The sequence below is a fragment of the Granulicatella sp. genome (assembly GCF_057274575.1).
In genome coordinates this window covers 58,429-74,327 of record NZ_DBHISP010000004.1, presented here as the reverse complement: position 1 = coordinate 74,327, position 15,899 = coordinate 58,429, and the positions used below count along the sequence as shown (strand labels likewise).

Sequence of the window (15,899 nt, the reverse complement as noted above, 5' to 3'; positions counted from 1 at the left end):
AAAGGTGAGAGACTATAGGCTCGAACCGGTTCCCCATTATCGCTTTTATGAAAAAATCCTTCTGGATTCGAAGGAAACGCAACTGAAGTTGCGTATTTAAATGAGAATACCTTCTAAATGATCGATCTCATGTTGGATAACTTGCGCCGTGAAGTCGGTGAATTTCCCCGTATGCTTCTTGCCGCTTGGGTCGGTGTAAGCTACTTCAATCGTTTGATAGCGCGTCGTCTTCTTCGTGCCCGTATGGCTCAGACATCCTTCTTCCGTTTCATAGGGTCCTTGCTTCTTCGTAATGCGTGGGTTCAACATCACCAAATCCATCGGACCAATCGCTACGATAATAATGTTCTTCTTCACACCAATCATATTCGCCGCCATCCCCACACAACGGTCTCGGTTAGCGCGAAGCGTATCGCGCAAGTCGCGGACTACCTGAGCGTCGGCTTTCGGGTCGGCAACACTGGATTTTTGGCTGAGGAAGAGGGGGTCTTTCATAATATTTTTTTGCATGAGTTTGCTCCTTTATACAGACATTCTAAAAAAGATTTTTGCGATTTCTTCTGGACTTTCCACGCCACCTTTTTGAATCCAGTGGAAGAAAATCGCGCTATTACTATAAATAAAAACTTCTGCGGCGTAGTCTTCCGGTAGCGGATAGACCGTCTTGATAGTCTCTTTAATCGGACCGATTTGTTTAGATAATTCCAGTAAGAAATTTCGGACTAGATGAGAAGTATAGTTAAACCGGTTGAGCGAGATGGCATGAATAAAGTCGAAATCTTCTTTTAAATATTCAAAGATTTTAACGATGGGCGCAAAGGCTTCTTCTTTCGTTTTCGGCTGGTCTTTATTCAATAAGAAAATAATGTTTTGTAAAATTTCGTCAATCAGCTGGTCGATCATATCAAATTTATCGACATAATGAAGATAGAAGGTTCCGCGGTTGATTCCCGCTTCCCTTGCAATATCACTCACGCTAATCATTTCGAAGTCTTTCTGTTTCAAGAGTCTTGTGAGCGCAGCTTTTAAATCACTTATCGTTGTGGTTTTTCGTTTTTTAGTCGTCATTTTTTAAACTCTTTCTTAAATCAACACATTGTTGAGTATTGTGTATTGTTTTTTCGCTAGGCCTATTATAAAGTATGAATGAAGGATAATCAACACGGTGTTCATTTAACTGCGTTGATAGAAATGAGGGATAGACATGGCTTATATTGAAATGAAGAATAGCTATAAACGGTATCATGTCGGCGATACAGAGATTATTGCGAATAATGATGTGAATTTTGAAATTGAAAAAGGCGAATTAGTAATGATTTTAGGGGCCAGCGGTGCAGGGAAATCCACGGTTCTCAATATTTTAGGAGGCATGGACACCAACGACGAAGGGCAAGTCCTTATTGACGGTGTGGACATTTCGACTTTTGATGAAAAACAACTCACTTACTATCGAAGAGATGATGTTGGTTTTGTCTTCCAATTTTATAATCTAGTGCCGAACTTAACAGCGAAAGAAAATGTGGAACTAGCGGCTGAAATCGTAAAAGATGCTCAAGATGCAGAGGAAGCCTTGAAGGCAGTGGGGCTTGAACACCGCATGAATAATTTCTCGTCGCAATTATCGGGTGGGGAACAACAACGCGTCTCCATTGCGCGTGCGGTTGCCAAAAATCCAAAACTCTTGCTTTGCGACGAACCAACAGGAGCCTTGGATTACAAGACCGGAAAACAAGTGCTTCAAATTTTACAAGATATGTCCAGAAATCAAGGGGCAACGGTGATTATCGTCACGCATAACCAAGCACTGGCGCCGATTGCCGACCGCGTGATTTATATGCATGACGCGAGAGTTAAGAAAATCGAATGTAACCCAAATCCACAAGATATTCAAACGCTTGAATATTAGAAGGGGTGGGGACAGTGAAAAAGAAGACATTAAACAAGGATATCCGCAACGCCCTTCGCCAGTCGAAGGGACGCTTCCTCTCCATTATGCTCCTCATGATGCTAGGGGCGTTCAGTTTGGTTGGATTGAAAGTGTCGGGTCCGGATATTGAAGACACCTTGAACAGCTATATGGAAACGGCCAATGCTGCGGATTTATTCGTGGTGGCAGGCTACGGTTTAAGTGATGAGGACCAAGCTGAGATTCAAGAAGAGAACGCCGAAGTGGAGTTTGGCTATTTTGTCGATACGGTGATTAGCGATACACCTAGTGCGATTCGTGTGTTCTCACAGACGATCGATATTTCAACATTCGAGTTGGTAAGTGGTACGTTGCCTACAAAATCAAACGAAGTGGCGCTTGCTTTAACAATGGCCGATCAGTATAAGGTTGGCGATACCATTCGATTGAATGAATCCGGAAGTAACACTCTACTGAAAGAACATGAATTGACCATTACGGGGTTTGTGAACTCCAGCGAGCTACTCTCGAAGACGATTAAAGGGGTATCGAGTGCGGGGAGCGGTGACCTTAGTGGTTTTGCCGTAGTGCCAAAAGACGCGTTCGATTCTGAAGTTTATACGATTGCGCGACTTCGTTATCCGGATTTACGTAAATGGAAAACAACAAGCCGTGAGTACTCGGACAAGGTGGTGGAGTTGCAACAAGCGATAGAAGAAAAGTTAGCCGACAATGGAACGACTCGTTTGGACACGTTGAAGACGACGGCCGAAGATAAGATTTCAGAAGGAAAAGAAAAGATCGCCGATGCCAAAACGAAACTCTCAGACGCCGAGAAGAAATTAGCAGACGGCAAGAGCGAAATTGAAAAGAACGAAAAGACGCTCGCAGACGGGCAAAAAGAAGTCCGCAACAACGAAGCAACGATTGCATCAGAAGATGCAAAGCTAGACGCGGCGTGGAATCAGTTGGAAGCAAGCCGTGGGCAACTCGAGAGTGCGCGTGTGCAAATCGAACAAGCGGTGGCGACTTTAGCCGAAAAGAAAGAGCAGTTAGAGGATGCCAGTGCCAAACTAAGCCAAGCGGAGGAACAACTTGCTTCGAAAAAAGAGGAACTTACAGGTGGTAAAGAGCAGCTTGAAACCGGTCAAACGCAATTAGCGCAGTCCAAAGCGCAACTGGAAACGGGTAAGGCAGACCTCGAAACTAAAAAGACAGCCTTAGCGCAAGCAAAAGCACTACTAGCCAGCGACCCTGATGCGGCTGCGGTACAAGGAATTACCGAAGAAAGCCTTCAAGCGATGGAGGCGACTTTAACGCAGGCAGAAGCCCAGCTCACTCAAACAGAGCAAGCACTGAATGCCAAAGAACAAGTGCTCACTCAAAAAGAACAAGAACTTGCAGCGGGGCAAACGGCGATTTCAAACGCTGAAGTGGAACTCGCAACGAAGAAGCAACAATTGCTCGCAGGGCAAGAAGCGTATCGACAAGGCTTAGCGAAGTATTACGCTAGCTACAGCCAGTACGTGGATGGCCTCGACCGATACCGCGAAGGAGTGGCGGCCTTTGAAGCGAACGCCGGAAAGTTAGCAGAAGGCAAGGCCAAACTAGCAGAAGCTAAGAAAACGTTGGCGGACGGTGAAGCCAAACTCGCGGATGCCAAAACGCAGCTCAAAGAAAGCGAAGAAACCTATAACGAGAAGAAAGAAACAGCCGACAAGGATATCCAGAAGGCTAAATCCGAACTCGAAAAGGCGGAAGTGGACGTTTCAAAACTTACAAAACCGAAATACTCCGTTTATACACGCTCGACAATGCTTGGAAGCGCAGGGTTCTTCAATATGAAGACGACAGCTGAAGGGATTACGTCGGTGGGGAACCTATTCCCGATTGTGCTTTATGCCGTGGCTGCACTTGTGACGGTCACGACGATGACGCGTTTTGTAAACGAAGAACGGATCAACGCTGGGGTGTTGAAGGCACTCGGCTATGAAACCAAAGACGTGATGAAGAAATTTGCCGTGTATGGTTTTACTGCAGGAGTTAGTAGCACGGTCCTTGGAATCTTACTAGGAACGTACGCCTTGCCAAGTGCGTTGGGTGCGACCTTGATGAAGGATACGGTATTGCCAAGTATCCAGTTGAATTTCCATCCACTCATTGCCGTGATTGCGATTCTTTGCTCGCTCATTTGTAGCGTGGTGCCTCCATTATGGATTGCCCGCCGCGAACTTCATGAGCAAGCGGCCGCCCTTCTCTTGCCGAAAGCTCCCATGGCTGGGTCGAAGATTCTTCTTGAGCGCATTCCGTTCATTTGGAATCGTCTCAGCTTCACGCATAAGGTGACGGCGCGGAATATTTTCCGTTACAAACAACGCATGCTCATGACGATTTTCGGGGTGGCTGGGAGCGTGGCGCTTCTCTTTGCAGGGCGTGGAATTCTCGGGTCTCTCGATGGGATTGCCGATCGCCAGTTCAAAGAAATTATTACGTATGATGCGATTGTTTCAAAAGACACGGTGTTAACGGCCTCAGAAGAACAGGCGCTACACAACTATTTAAGTTCTTCAAGTGTCACTTCTTATAGCGACGTTTATAGCGAATCGGTGACGCGTGAAGTGCCAGGTGTGGATGATGAGCAGTCTGTATCGGTGCTTGTTGGCAAAGAAGCCAGCATTTCTCCGTACCTTCATTTGAATGATGTGAAATCGAAGAAAGCCGTGACGCTTCCTGCAGAGGGCGTGTTGATTTCCGAGAAATTAGCTAAACTCTTAAACGTGAAAGCAGGAGACACCTTTACGCTTCCGAATAAGGACGGTGTGGATGTGACGTTAACGGTCGGTGATATCGTGGAAATGTACGCTGGGCACTTCATCGTAATGACACCAGAAGTGTACGCCACGGCTTATGGAGCAGTGCCGCAAGACAACGCGATTTTCGTACAGTTTAAAGACAAAGACGCTGCTAGCGTACAAAAGGCAGCCGCGGACTTAATGGCCCTAGGCGGTGTGAAAGCCGTTTTGCAAAATACATCCATGGTGAGTCGTATCGATACGATTGTCTCTTCATTGAGTCGTGTCATGATGATTTTAACGGCTGTATCGATTTTACTAGCAGTTGTTATCCTATATAACTTAACCAACATCAACGTTGCTGAACGAATCCGCGAGCTCTCGACGATTAAGGTGCTTGGGTTTCTGAATAAAGAAGTGACGATGTATATTTACCGCGAAACGATTTTATTATCGGTCATCGGGATGGGTGTCGGGATTTTGTTTGGGCGAGTGCTGCATAGGGTGATTATTGAGACGGTGGCACCGGGGTTTGTCATGTTCAATCCCGCTGTCGGATGGTCTGTATATGTGTTGCCATGTGTGATTGTCATTGTCATCTTGGTTGCGCTAGGATATATGGTGAACCATCTCCTCCAACGCATCGATATGCTAGAAGCCCTCAAGTCTGTGGACTAGGGGAAAGAAATAGTGATAAAAGCAAAGAAAAATCCTTACGGATTGATCAATAATAATTGTAAGTCGGGTAGCGGCTGTAGCCTTTTGTCTACAGCCTAACGAACTTCAAACTGACTCTAGGAAATGAATTTCCAGAGTCAGTAATTCACATCGGTTACTGAACCGTACTACAATCATTATTGGATCCGTAGGATTTTTTTCTTTGCTTATTTTAGCTCCCGCAGACTTTGGGGCGTTGCATGGAAAGTTTATATACCCAACCAGATGACATATACAAACCCTCCTTTTTTAGAGAGAGGGGCGGATGGAAAACAAAAACGGAGCGCGGGGCTCCGTTTTTTTAGTCGAACTTAAGTTGTTTTGGTTTTAGGATGGCAGATGCGATTGTGAAGAGGATGGCGCCTATGAAGGTTGGGACAATCCACTCAAGGCCATATGTGGCAAGTGGGAGAGTTCCAATCCAAGTAGCTGCGTCTCCTAGTAGGTTTCCGCCTAGTAATTGTGAAAGGGTGTTGATTCCTTGTACAAGTCCAACGATTCCAGCTCCGACAACCGCTCCAAGATACGTCCAGTCGTATGGGATGTATTGGTCAAACGCCGAGAAGAGAATGAGTGCAATCACGATTGGGAAGATGAAGGTCAACACTGGAACGGCGAGGTTAATGAGTGAATCCACACCGACAAGCGAGATGATAAATTCTACTGCTACCGTGACAAGAATAATTTTCTTGTATTGTAATTTTCCTTTAGAGACTTCTTCAAAATATTGTCCACAGGTGGTTGTTAGTCCAATCGCAGTTGTGAGGCAGGCGAAGCAGACGGCAAGGCCCATCGCGAGTTGTCCCCATGAACCGAGTAAAGTTTTAACAATGGTTGTTAAAATAGCAGAACGTTGCGCAGTTGAGTCGATAACTGCGCTCATGCTGGCCCCGCTGTAAGCTAGTGTTGAGTATACGACAGCGAGTAGGACGAAGGCAACGATGCCAACTCCGAACATCATTCTGAATTGCTCTTTTCGATTTAAATAGCCACGACGCGTAATATCTTTCATCACTACTCCGGCTAAGAGAGGCGCTCCGAGCACGTCCATGGTTTGGTATCCTTCTTTAAACCCTTGTGCGAATAGCCCGCTTCCGTCTGTTGTGGCAAATGTTGCATTTGGTTGAAGGACGGCTCCGACAAAGATACAGAAGAGAATAAGTAATAGAATCGGTGTTAAATATTTTCCGATGGCATCCATGACGGAGTTTTCCTTGTACGTAATCCAAAGAACGATTCCGAAGAAGACGAGGGAAGTAATCCATTGTGGTGCGTCAGGAAAATACGATTGTACGAAAATTTCATGCGTTGACGCTCCGGTACGTGGAACGGCAAAAATGGGCCCGATTAAGAGAACGCAGATAGCATTCAAGACGCCTGCAAAAACAGGGTGAATCCGTCGTCCGACCGCTAGTGCGCTTCCGCCAAGAGTGGCCACGACCATTACGGCAACGACGGATAGCAGAGGATCACTGATTAAAAATGCAAGAGTAGCAGTTCCCCAATTTTCTCCTGCAGTCACTCCTAGATAAGGTGGGAAAATTAAATTTCCGGCTCCAAAGAAGATGGCAAACAGAGCAAAACCGATAATGATAATATCTATGAATTTCTTTTTCATGGAACCACATCCTAACATTAAAAAATAATTAAAAATAGTTTAACATAAACTAAGAACGAATGCATCCGAAAACAAAACCAAACGTTAAATAAAAATAATTTCTTTATCGTTCGTTTTTAGGTATAATAAATCGTGCAAGAAAACCATTTTAAAGGAGCGTAACTCATAAATGCGTAAAGTTTATTTAAACCACGATGGTGGCGTGGATGATTTAGTATCATTATATTTACTATTAAAAATGGAAGATGTGGAATTAGTAGGGGTCGGCGTTATCGAAGCAGACTGCTATTTAGTACCAGCGGTGGAAGCCAGCAAGAAGATTATTCATAAGTTCGGTTCTGAAAAAGACAAACAATTGAAAGTCGCTTCTTCAGATTCACGCCCTGTGAACCCATTCCCGAAAGAGTGGAGAATGCATGCTTTCACAGTGGACGCACTCCCAATCTTAAACGAACATAAACCAATCACGGTGCAAGATTCACCATTAAAAGCACACGAAGATTTAATCCGTGCCTTAAAAGAATCGGAGGAGAAAGTGGACCTTGTTTTCGTTGGGCCATTAACCGACTTAGCACGTGCGTTAGACCAAGACCCTACTATTGAAGAAAACATCGGTAAACTTTACTGGATGGGTGGAACTTTCCTTGATATGGGGAATGTGGAAGACCCTGAACACGACGGAACTGCGGAGTGGAACGTGTACTGGGATCCATTTGCGGCAAAACGCGTCTGGGAATCTGGCATCCAAATCGAACTCGTGGCGCTTGAAAGTACAAATATGGTGCCATTATCTCTGGATGTCCGCGACCGCTGGGCAAAAGAACGTACCATCGAAGGCGTTGACTTCTTAGGTCAATGTTACGCTATCGTGCCTCCACTTACTCACTACGTAACGAACTCAACATACTTCCTATGGGATGTATTAACGACCGCTTCATTCGGGAAAGAAGACCTTGTGAAACGCTCTGTTGTGAACAGTGACGTGATTGTTGCCGGTGCAAGCCGTGGCCGTACCGTCAAAGCCGAAAATGGCCGCCCAGTCGACCTTGTCTACCACGTCGACCGAGATGCCTTCTTCGACTACATCACGAATTTGGCGAAATAATAATACAAATAGCTTCTGGCGCTCTCGAAAGAGAAGCGCCTTTTTTATGATTAAGTATTATAAATGGCAGAATTTATCTAAAGAAAGGGTTTACAAAAAAATAAGATAGTATTATACTTGGCGTATAGATAAGGTACAAAAAAATGTATTTTCAATGTGGGGGTGTCTGTAATGACTTAATTTTTTTATATTAGGCTATTGTACAAAAAAATGTATATTGAACGGAGGAGTTAAGATGTTGAAAAATATTAAGAAGCAAATGTTACTAGCTGCCGCTGCTCTAAGTATTTTTGGGTTAGCAGGTTGTGCAAATAAAGTCGTTCCTCAAAGTTCTGAAACAACGGTTGTATCTGAAACTAAGGATAGAAATCAATCAAAATCCTTAGAAAAAGCTATTGATGCAGTCGCTTTTTCGTACGTTAAGAGTCAACTAGCAAATGATAATCCTAAGGCTACACCAGGTGCTCAAATTGTAGTTTTAAAGGATGGAAAGATGATTTTCCAAAAGAGTTATGGAGTAATTCAAGCTTTTGATTTTTCGAAGAATCCGGCTGAAAAAATCGAAAAACCATCACCTGTAACTAATGAAACGCTTTTTGATTTGGCATCAGTTACAAAGATTAGTGCAACAACACAAGTGTTTATGCATTTAGTTTATGAAGGAAAAGTCAAATTAGATGATAAAGTTACACAATATTTACCTGAATTTGGGAAGAATGGTAAAGAAGACGTCACAATTGGTCAACTATTAAGCCATACTTCAGGACTTCCTCAATGGAAGGCTATCTACTTATACTCTAATAATAGACAAGATACATTAAAGTATATTGAAGATCAAAAATTAGAGTTTAAACCTGGCGAGTACAAATATAGTGATTTAGGCTTTATGACACTAGCGTTTGTTGCCGAAAAGATTACAGGAGAAGCATTTGATAAATATGTAGCAAAAACTATTTACGAACCTCTTGGATTGAAAAACACTATGTTTAATCCATTAAAAAATGGAGTAGATAAATCACAAATTGCTGTTACTTCTTATGGAAATCCATTTGAAAAAATGATGATTGATGAAGTTAACTTCCCTAAATTTGGATATGACATGTCAGCGGATAAAGAAGCGTTTGATAAGTTCACTGGTTGGAGAACGTATGAACTTCAAGGTGAAGTAAATGATGGTAATTCATTTATGGCTAATGAAGGGATTGCAGGTCATGCTGGGTTATTCTCTACAGCATCAGACCTTTCAACTTTATACCAAGTTTTATTAGATGGTGGAAAACATGGAGATACAGTTCTCTATGATGAAAAAACAGTTGAACTATTTTTACAAGATGTATTCAAGACAAGTTATGGTGCAATTCAATCGTATGGATATTTAAAGAACTCAGGTTGGATGAAACCTTTATCTGAGGATGCTATTGGCCATAATGGTTTTACTGGAACTTACGTGACGATTTCTCCAAAAAACAAAATCGTTGTAATTGTACTAACAAACAAAATGAATAACGGACAACGCGAAAATGGTAATTATAACAATACGCATGATTTTGCAGGTGCTGTAAACTATGCTGTTCATAATGAGTTTTTGAGTGAATAGAAAAGGAGGAAAATGAATGAAGAGAATTGTAGTTGGTGGGCAGATTGATAAAGAAGAAGTGAAAGCTTTGGTAATCCAATATGGATTACCAGAGTACACCGTTGATGTAAAAAGTGACTTAGACGCTGCGATGGCTATTAAAACAGGTGCGGCAGATTATTATATCGGAGCGTGTAATACGGGTGGCGGTGGAGCTTTGGCAATGGCTCTAGCGCTATTAGGAAGAGATAACTGCGTGACAGTTTCAATGCCGGGGAAAATTATTCCTGAAGAGGAAATCAGAGAAAGTGTTCGTAGTGGCAAGAAGGCTTTTGGATTCACAGCTCAACATAAAAATGATGTGGTTCCAATTATCATGGATGAACTAAATAAAATTTAAAAGAAATTGAGGGGATTAAGATGGATAAAACTTTAGAATTAGTTGTAATCGCTCTGTTGGGAGCTCTTTGTTCGATTCTTGCGAATAAAGGAATCGCAGTATTTAATGATGGATTGAGACCTATCTTACCAGAGTATTTGGAGAAAAAGATTGGTAAAAAAGAATTAGCGGCAACAAGTTTTGCGTTGAGTTTTGGTCTAGTTATTGGTTTTGGTATTCCTGTTTCAATTGGTGCTTCTATCATTTTAGTTCATAGTATCTTGCTAATGACTGATATCATTGGTTCTTGGGCGCCTGAAGGAAAAGTTGGATTAGCAATTTCAGGTGTTTTAGGTGCTTTGTATGGTGTTGGACTTGTTTTAGGGCTTCAAGCTATTGTCGATTTATTTAACATGCTACCTGTGAACTTTATGCCAGCTCTATCTTCTGTAGGTAGTCCAATTGTAGTTGGATTTAGTATTTTCCCTGCGATTGCAATTGCTAGCCAACATGGGTTTAAAAAAGCGGCCATTACTTTAGTTGCTACATTATTAGCGCTATTCACAGTAAAACAATATGGAACCATTAAACTAGATGCTGTTACTATTAAATTGAGTGCTGAAGGTATGTCATTACTTGTTGGTATGATCTTTATGATTGTATTTGCAATGCAAGTTAAAGGAGACGGAAGCAATTCTAACGAAACCTTAGTTAGTGTCTTCTTAGAACGTGTAAATAGAATTAAGAAAAATTGGATTTGGTTATCTATCACAGGTGGACTTGTATCTGCTTCTACTAGTCTAATGATCCTTGCTGGAGACCCAATTTCATTAAAATTATTGACTGAAGGAAAAATTAGTGAAGCTGCATTAGCTGCGTTTGCTCGAGGAATTGGATTTATTCCATTAGTGTTCTCAACAGCAATTGTAACAGGGGTTTATAGCCCTGCTGGTGCGACATTTGTATTTGTCGTAGGGATGTTGCTAAATGGTAATCCATTAGTTGCTTTTGTTGCCGGTGCTGCATTGATGTTTGTTGAAGTACAATTGTTAGCGTTAGTGGCTAAAGGATTAGATAAATTCCCTGGAATTCGTGAAATGGGTGAACATATTCGTACAGCAATGAATAAAGTCTTAGAAGTGGCTTTATTAGTTGGTGGTGCTATTGCATCTGAAAAAATCGCACCTGGGATTGGATACTTCTGGGTAATCGGATTGCTTCTTCTAAATAGAAAGGCTAAAAGCCCTATTGTTGAACTAGCAATTGGACCAGTTGCAGCAATCAGTTTAGGAATTATTGTTAATATTCTTTACATGGTTGGATTATTCACACCAGTTGCTGGATAGGAGATTGTTGATATGACGTTCATAGATGGAATTACTTATATGCACGAGCATACGACCATTGATTTATCTAGATTAAAAAATATTGATGATACTAACTTAAATTGCTTTGATGAAACAGTAGAAGAATTTAAAAAATTATATGATAAGGGGGTTCGTAACATCGTAGATGTTACGAACCTTGATATGAGAAGAAATCCGTTATATGTTCAAAAAGTTGCTGAGCTTAGTAAGATTAATATCATTCAAGCGACAGGCTTTTATCAAGATAAATTTTTACCGGATTTTGTAACAGATGCTAGTGTTGAAGAATTAGCTGATTTAATGCGTAGAGAGATTCTTGAAGGAATTGATGGTACCAATATAAAAGCTCAAATTATTGGCGAAATAGGGACTAGTAAAAATACAATGACTGATAGAGAGAGAAAGGTTTTTCTTGCTTCGTCAATTGTTCATAAAGAGTTGGGAGTACCAATTACCACTCATACAACCCTGGGAACATATGGTCACGAACAAGTTGCCTTCTTTAAAAAAGAGAAGGTAGACTTAGATAGAGTGATTATTGGACATGTAGATTTAACAGGAGATGTAAATTATATTCTTAAGATGTTAGATGAAGGCGTCTATGTAGAGTTTGATACTGTTGGCAAAGAAAATTATCAACCAGACTTATTGAGAGTAGAAATGTTAAGGGAAATCGAAAAAAGAGGTTATGAAGATAAGGTGTTCTTATCTATGGATATTACTCGAAAATCAAATCTAGAATACCAAGGTGGAATAGGGTATTCTTATCTGTTAGATCGTTTTGTACCAATGTTACGAGAAGGTGGAGTGTCAGACAAATTCATTCGTAAAATGTTAATGGAAAATCCTAAACAATTTTTGACAAGGAGTAAAAAATGAAAAGTTATCCTTTAAAAAGTTTGACACTCGCAGAAGCGCAAGAAATGCAATTCAGACTAATAGACGAGATTACAAAAGTCTTTCCTGGAAATGAAATTTTAACTAGGGGAGATTTAGGAGTAGTGAAAGGTCTGAATCAACCTGTGTATACAAGAAAGGTTGAAAAGGTTATTGCGAATTTTTTTGATTCAGATGAGGCGCTATTAGTTAGAGGTTCAGGAACAAATGCGATAAGACTGGCGTTACATGCGGGTGTTGATCGCAAAAAGAAAATATTAATTCATGATGCGCCCATTTATCCTACTACAAATGCGAGTTTTGAAATGCTAGGTATCACATATGAAAAAGTAGACTTTAACGATTTAAATGCTCTGAAAGATATTATAAAAAGTAAAGAAATAACATCGGCTCTAGTTCAAATTACAAGACAGCTTCCTTCAGATTCTTATGAAGCTGAAACTGTAATTAAAACAATTAAAGAGTTGCGCCCGGATATATTTGTGATTACAGATGACAACTACTCGGTTTTTAAAACAGATAAAATAGGGGTAGAGTATGGAGCTGATATTTCTTGCTTTTCAACATTTAAGCTCTTAGGTCCAGAAGGAATTGGTTGTGTAGTAGGAAATTCAGAAGCGATACAAAGTTTGAAAAAAGAAAACTATTCTGGTGGAGGACAAGTCCAAGGTCATGAAGCTCTAGATGTTTTGAAAGGAATGATATATGTTCCAGTTTCTCAAGCTATTTCTGCAAAAGTCGGTGAAGAAGTTTGTGAGTTACTAAATAAAGGAGCTATTGAGGGTGTTAAGGAAGCAAATATAGTGAATGCTCAATCAAGAGTTTTGATTGTCGAATTAAAAGATCCACTTGCTGAAGAAGTTATTGAGGAAGCAACAAAATTAGGCGCATTGCCGTATCCTGTAGGTGCAGAGTCGCAATATGAGTTTTGTCCTCTATTTTATAGAGTTTCGGGGACTTTTAGAAATGCTGATCCGACTGCAGAAAAAAGATTGATTCGTATTAATCCGAATCGCTCTGGGGCTAAAACTATTTTAAGAATACTCAAAGAATCAATAGAAAAAGTAAAAGAGTAAAAAAGAGGAAGAGTATGGTAGAAAAGTTTTTAATGAAAAAAGGTCAAGTAATAAATGCTATCGCATCGGATTTTTTAAAGAAATCTGTAGGAGATAAAGTGCCGAGTATTTCTGAATATCAGGAAGATTTAGAAGTAGCTCGTGGTACAGTTCAAAATGCGATTTCTTATTTAAAGAGCGAGGGGGCTTTTAAATTAATCAGTAAAGGGCACCAGGGTTCGTTTATTTCAGAAATTAATTATGAAATATTACAATCTTATGCATTGTCAGAAACGGTTCTCGGGACGATGACTTTGCCATACTCTAAACTCTATGAAGGTTTAGCAACCGGAATTTACGAAGAATTCCGCAATAATCATGTTCTATTAAACTTAGGTTATATTCGTGGTTCTAAAGAAAGAATAAAAGCAGTTACGAGCAAGTTTTACCGTTTTGCAATTGTTTCTAAATTTGCTGCAAAACAATCTGTTCGTAATCGTGAACCGCTAGAAATAGCACTAGAATTCGGAAAAAACAGTTATTTAAGCGAGCATGTTATTGTCTATTCAAGTGAAAATACTGATAAGACTATTGAAAGCAAGAAAGTAGCTATTGATTATAATTCAATCGACCAATACCTACTAACTGAAGAAGTTGTAAAAGGTAAAAATGTTAAATTAGTTGAAATGCCAGGATTCCAAATTTTATCAGCGTTAAGAAAAGGAATTGTAGATGTAGGTGTTTGGAATTTAGATGAATTAATGGATAAAGATTATTCTGATTTAAGCTATTCGAAATTAAAACACAATCAGTGGATTGATGACATGACATCCGCAGTTGTTGTGGTTCACAAAGATGACGATTCTCTTAGAGCGTTCTTTAATCAAAGTATAGCTACAGATAAAATAATTGAGATTCAAGAAAAAGTGAAAAATAATGAGATGATTCCTCAATATTAAAAGGGGTGAGTTCATGCTAGAAGAGAAATTAGATGTTCTGGTAGTGGCGGATGTTATAGATGAAGATACAAAAAAATATATATTGAAGGCTAGTGTTTTTTTTCAAAACGAAATGAAGATTAATGATGAAACGAAGGTCGAAGTATTTCTTATTCATTTAGCAATGGCGGAATCTAGACGCAGAAAAAATGAAGTATTGGATGCCAAAATGGAAGAAATCGTTCGAAATGAAGTTAGTAACCATCATAATTTTGCTGAATGTAAAATAGTTTGGAGTCGCTTATCAAATTATATCGGTGAAGAAGTGTATTCAGAGAATGAATTAGAATTTATTTATCTTCATTTATTGAATTTGTTAGAAGGTGACAAAGATGTTTCTTAATCTTGTGAATAGAAGAAATCGATCTTTAGTCGATTTTGCAGTCAAGCTGCATCAAGATGGTGAAATCCTCCCGGATACTTATGTGATTGATTTAGATGCGGTTATTCAAAACGCAAAATATATGTCTGAAATCGCAAATAAAGAAGATGTTGAGCTTTATTATATGCTTAAACAGATTGGAAGAAATCCATTTATAGCAAGGGCGATTGCTGAAAATACAGATATAAAAAAGGCTGTTGTTGTTGACTATAAAGAAGCTTTACGGATGATGGAAGAGGGCTTGTCTTTAGGGAATGTGGGACATCTAGTACAAATTCCGGATGCCTTGTTGGAGAAAATCATTTCTTATGGAACAGATTACATTACCGTGTATTCAGTTGAAAAGGTTCAGCAGATTATTCGTGTTGCGAATCGATTAAAAAAACATCAGAAGCTGTTGTTAAAAGTCATTGAGAAAGATGACAATATATATGATGGTCAATACGGTGGGTTTCACCTGTCTGATTTAAATGATGTCATCTCTATTGTTAAGGAGTCTGACTGGGTAGAGATAGGTGGATTAACTTCTTTCCCTTGTTTTTTATTTGACGGTAAAGAAAATATAATTCCAACCAATAACATGAAAACAATAGAAAAAGCGAAAGTGATTCTTGAAAAAGAAGGAATTCAATCAATCTTAAATATGCCATCTGCTACTTGTTCCGTAACGATTCCAGAGATTCGTAAGCTAGGGGGGCATCAAGGTGAACCTGGACATGCCTTAACGGGAACCACTCCACTTCATGCTGTACAGGATCTGCCAGAAATACCAGCTTTAGTATATGTTAGCGAAATCTCTCATAATTTAGATGGCCATTCGTATTTTTATGGTGGTGGATATTATAGACGAGGACATTTTAAAAATGTCGAAGTCGTGGATGCGGATAATGTTGCTTTTGATGTAGTTCTTCCTCTGAAAGATGAGAGTATCGACTATTATATTGAAACAAAAAATGAACATCCGGTTGGAGCAACTGTGATTGGTTCTTTTAGAACACAGATTTTTGTTACTCGAAGTGATTTGGCTATTGTTTCAGGATTACAGAGTGGGGAGCCTCATTTAGTTGGGATTTACGATAGTTTGGGAAATAAAGTGAGAAGGTGAAA

Annotated in this window: 14 protein-coding genes; 11 read left to right on the top strand and 3 right to left on the bottom strand. The window is 40.1% G+C overall.

Translation table 11 applies throughout. The features are described 5' to 3' along the window. Nucleotides 1–96: 96 nt before the first annotated feature. Nucleotides 97–510 (bottom strand): peptide deformylase, encoded by a 414-nt coding sequence (locus ACO5V7_RS03350; protein WP_485485044.1) that lies wholly within the window; start codon nt 508–510, stop codon nt 97–99. Between the two features lie 12 nt (nt 511–522). Further along, nucleotides 523–1,068, bottom strand: a complete 546-nt coding sequence (locus ACO5V7_RS03345) for a TetR/AcrR family transcriptional regulator (RefSeq protein WP_485485043.1) — start codon at nt 1,066–1,068, stop codon at nt 523–525. 136 nt (nt 1,069–1,204) lie between these two features. On the opposite strand from ACO5V7_RS03345, the gene ACO5V7_RS03340 reads away from it, so the two are divergent. Further along, nucleotides 1,205–1,906: an ABC transporter ATP-binding protein gene (locus ACO5V7_RS03340; RefSeq protein WP_485485042.1), complete on the top strand. Its 702-nt coding sequence runs from the start codon at nt 1,205–1,207 to the stop codon at nt 1,904–1,906. A gap of 86 nt (nt 1,907–1,992) precedes the next feature. Beyond that, complete coding sequence (locus ACO5V7_RS03335; RefSeq protein WP_485485041.1) at nt 1,993–5,376, top strand: ABC transporter permease; 3,384 nt, start codon at nt 1,993–1,995, stop codon at nt 5,374–5,376. Nucleotides 5,377–5,716: 340 nt separating this feature from the next. Here ACO5V7_RS03335 and brnQ read toward each other — a convergent pair whose 3' ends face one another. Further along, the gene (gene brnQ / locus ACO5V7_RS03330; protein WP_485485040.1) at nt 5,717–7,033 is read right to left on the bottom strand and encodes a branched-chain amino acid transport system II carrier protein; all 1,317 of its coding nucleotides are present in this window, start codon (nt 7,031–7,033) and stop codon (nt 5,717–5,719) included. Between the two features lie 169 nt (nt 7,034–7,202). Between brnQ and ACO5V7_RS03325 the strand changes: the two genes are divergently transcribed. From ACO5V7_RS03325 to ACO5V7_RS03285, 9 genes are all read left to right on the top strand, one after another. Continuing rightward, nucleotides 7,203–8,138 carry a nucleoside hydrolase gene (locus ACO5V7_RS03325; RefSeq protein WP_485485039.1) on the top strand — a complete coding sequence of 312 codons (936 nt, stop codon included), beginning with the start codon at nt 7,203–7,205 and terminating at the stop codon, nt 8,136–8,138. A 235-nt stretch (nt 8,139–8,373) separates the two neighbouring features. Then, complete coding sequence (locus ACO5V7_RS03320) at nt 8,374–9,735, top strand: serine hydrolase (protein ID WP_485485038.1); 1,362 nt, start codon at nt 8,374–8,376, stop codon at nt 9,733–9,735. A 16-nt stretch (nt 9,736–9,751) separates the two neighbouring features. Continuing rightward, nucleotides 9,752–10,114 (top strand): DUF2620 domain-containing protein, encoded by a 363-nt coding sequence (locus tag ACO5V7_RS03315; RefSeq protein WP_298647546.1) that lies wholly within the window; start codon nt 9,752–9,754, stop codon nt 10,112–10,114. Nucleotides 10,115–10,134: 20 nt separating this feature from the next. Then, nucleotides 10,135–11,439 carry a YhfT family protein gene (locus ACO5V7_RS03310; protein WP_485485037.1) on the top strand — a complete coding sequence of 435 codons (1,305 nt, stop codon included), beginning with the start codon at nt 10,135–10,137 and terminating at the stop codon, nt 11,437–11,439. A gap of 12 nt (nt 11,440–11,451) precedes the next feature. Beyond that, nucleotides 11,452–12,339 (top strand): phosphotriesterase family protein, encoded by an 888-nt coding sequence (locus ACO5V7_RS03305; protein WP_485485036.1) that lies wholly within the window; start codon nt 11,452–11,454, stop codon nt 12,337–12,339. Further along, entirely contained in the window at nt 12,336–13,433 is a 1,098-nt protein-coding gene (locus ACO5V7_RS03300) for an aminotransferase class V-fold PLP-dependent enzyme (protein ID WP_485485035.1), read from the top strand. The genes ACO5V7_RS03305 and ACO5V7_RS03300 overlap by 4 nt, the downstream gene beginning before the upstream one ends. A 14-nt stretch (nt 13,434–13,447) precedes the next feature. Further along, nucleotides 13,448–14,371, top strand: coding sequence for a GntR family transcriptional regulator YhfZ (gene yhfZ / locus ACO5V7_RS03295; protein WP_485485034.1), 924 nt, complete (start codon nt 13,448–13,450; stop codon nt 14,369–14,371). Between the two features lie 13 nt (nt 14,372–14,384). Next, entirely contained in the window at nt 14,385–14,753 is a 369-nt protein-coding gene (locus ACO5V7_RS03290) for a hypothetical protein (protein WP_485485033.1), read from the top strand. Next, entirely contained in the window at nt 14,743–15,897 is a 1,155-nt protein-coding gene (locus tag ACO5V7_RS03285) for an alanine racemase (protein ID WP_485485032.1), read from the top strand. The genes ACO5V7_RS03290 and ACO5V7_RS03285 overlap by 11 nt, the downstream gene beginning before the upstream one ends. Nucleotides 15,898–15,899 lie beyond the last annotated feature (2 nt).

What these genes read in the sequence shown, in the direction of transcription:
- ACO5V7_RS03350 (WP_485485044.1), bottom strand. Translation starts at nt 510, where the DNA reads ATGCAAAAAAATATTATGAAAGACCCCCTCTTCCTCAGCCAAAAATCC.
- ACO5V7_RS03345 (WP_485485043.1), bottom strand. Translation starts at nt 1,068, where the DNA reads ATGACGACTAAAAAACGAAAAACCACAACGATAAGTGATTTAAAAGCT.
- ACO5V7_RS03340 (WP_485485042.1), top strand. Translation starts at nt 1,205, where the DNA reads ATGGCTTATATTGAAATGAAGAATAGCTATAAACGGTATCATGTCGGC.
- ACO5V7_RS03335 (WP_485485041.1), top strand. Translation starts at nt 1,993, where the DNA reads ATGCTCCTCATGATGCTAGGGGCGTTCAGTTTGGTTGGATTGAAAGTG.
- brnQ (WP_485485040.1), bottom strand. Translation starts at nt 7,033, where the DNA reads ATGAAAAAGAAATTCATAGATATTATCATTATCGGTTTTGCTCTGTTT.
- ACO5V7_RS03325 (WP_485485039.1), top strand. Translation starts at nt 7,203, where the DNA reads ATGCGTAAAGTTTATTTAAACCACGATGGTGGCGTGGATGATTTAGTA.
- ACO5V7_RS03320 (WP_485485038.1), top strand. Translation starts at nt 8,374, where the DNA reads ATGTTGAAAAATATTAAGAAGCAAATGTTACTAGCTGCCGCTGCTCTA.
- ACO5V7_RS03315 (WP_298647546.1), top strand. Translation starts at nt 9,752, where the DNA reads ATGAAGAGAATTGTAGTTGGTGGGCAGATTGATAAAGAAGAAGTGAAA.
- ACO5V7_RS03310 (WP_485485037.1), top strand. Translation starts at nt 10,135, where the DNA reads ATGGATAAAACTTTAGAATTAGTTGTAATCGCTCTGTTGGGAGCTCTT.
- ACO5V7_RS03305 (WP_485485036.1), top strand. Translation starts at nt 11,452, where the DNA reads ATGACGTTCATAGATGGAATTACTTATATGCACGAGCATACGACCATT.
- ACO5V7_RS03300 (WP_485485035.1), top strand. Translation starts at nt 12,336, where the DNA reads ATGAAAAGTTATCCTTTAAAAAGTTTGACACTCGCAGAAGCGCAAGAA.
- yhfZ (WP_485485034.1), top strand. Translation starts at nt 13,448, where the DNA reads ATGGTAGAAAAGTTTTTAATGAAAAAAGGTCAAGTAATAAATGCTATC.
- ACO5V7_RS03290 (WP_485485033.1), top strand. Translation starts at nt 14,385, where the DNA reads ATGCTAGAAGAGAAATTAGATGTTCTGGTAGTGGCGGATGTTATAGAT.
- ACO5V7_RS03285 (WP_485485032.1), top strand. Translation starts at nt 14,743, where the DNA reads ATGTTTCTTAATCTTGTGAATAGAAGAAATCGATCTTTAGTCGATTTT.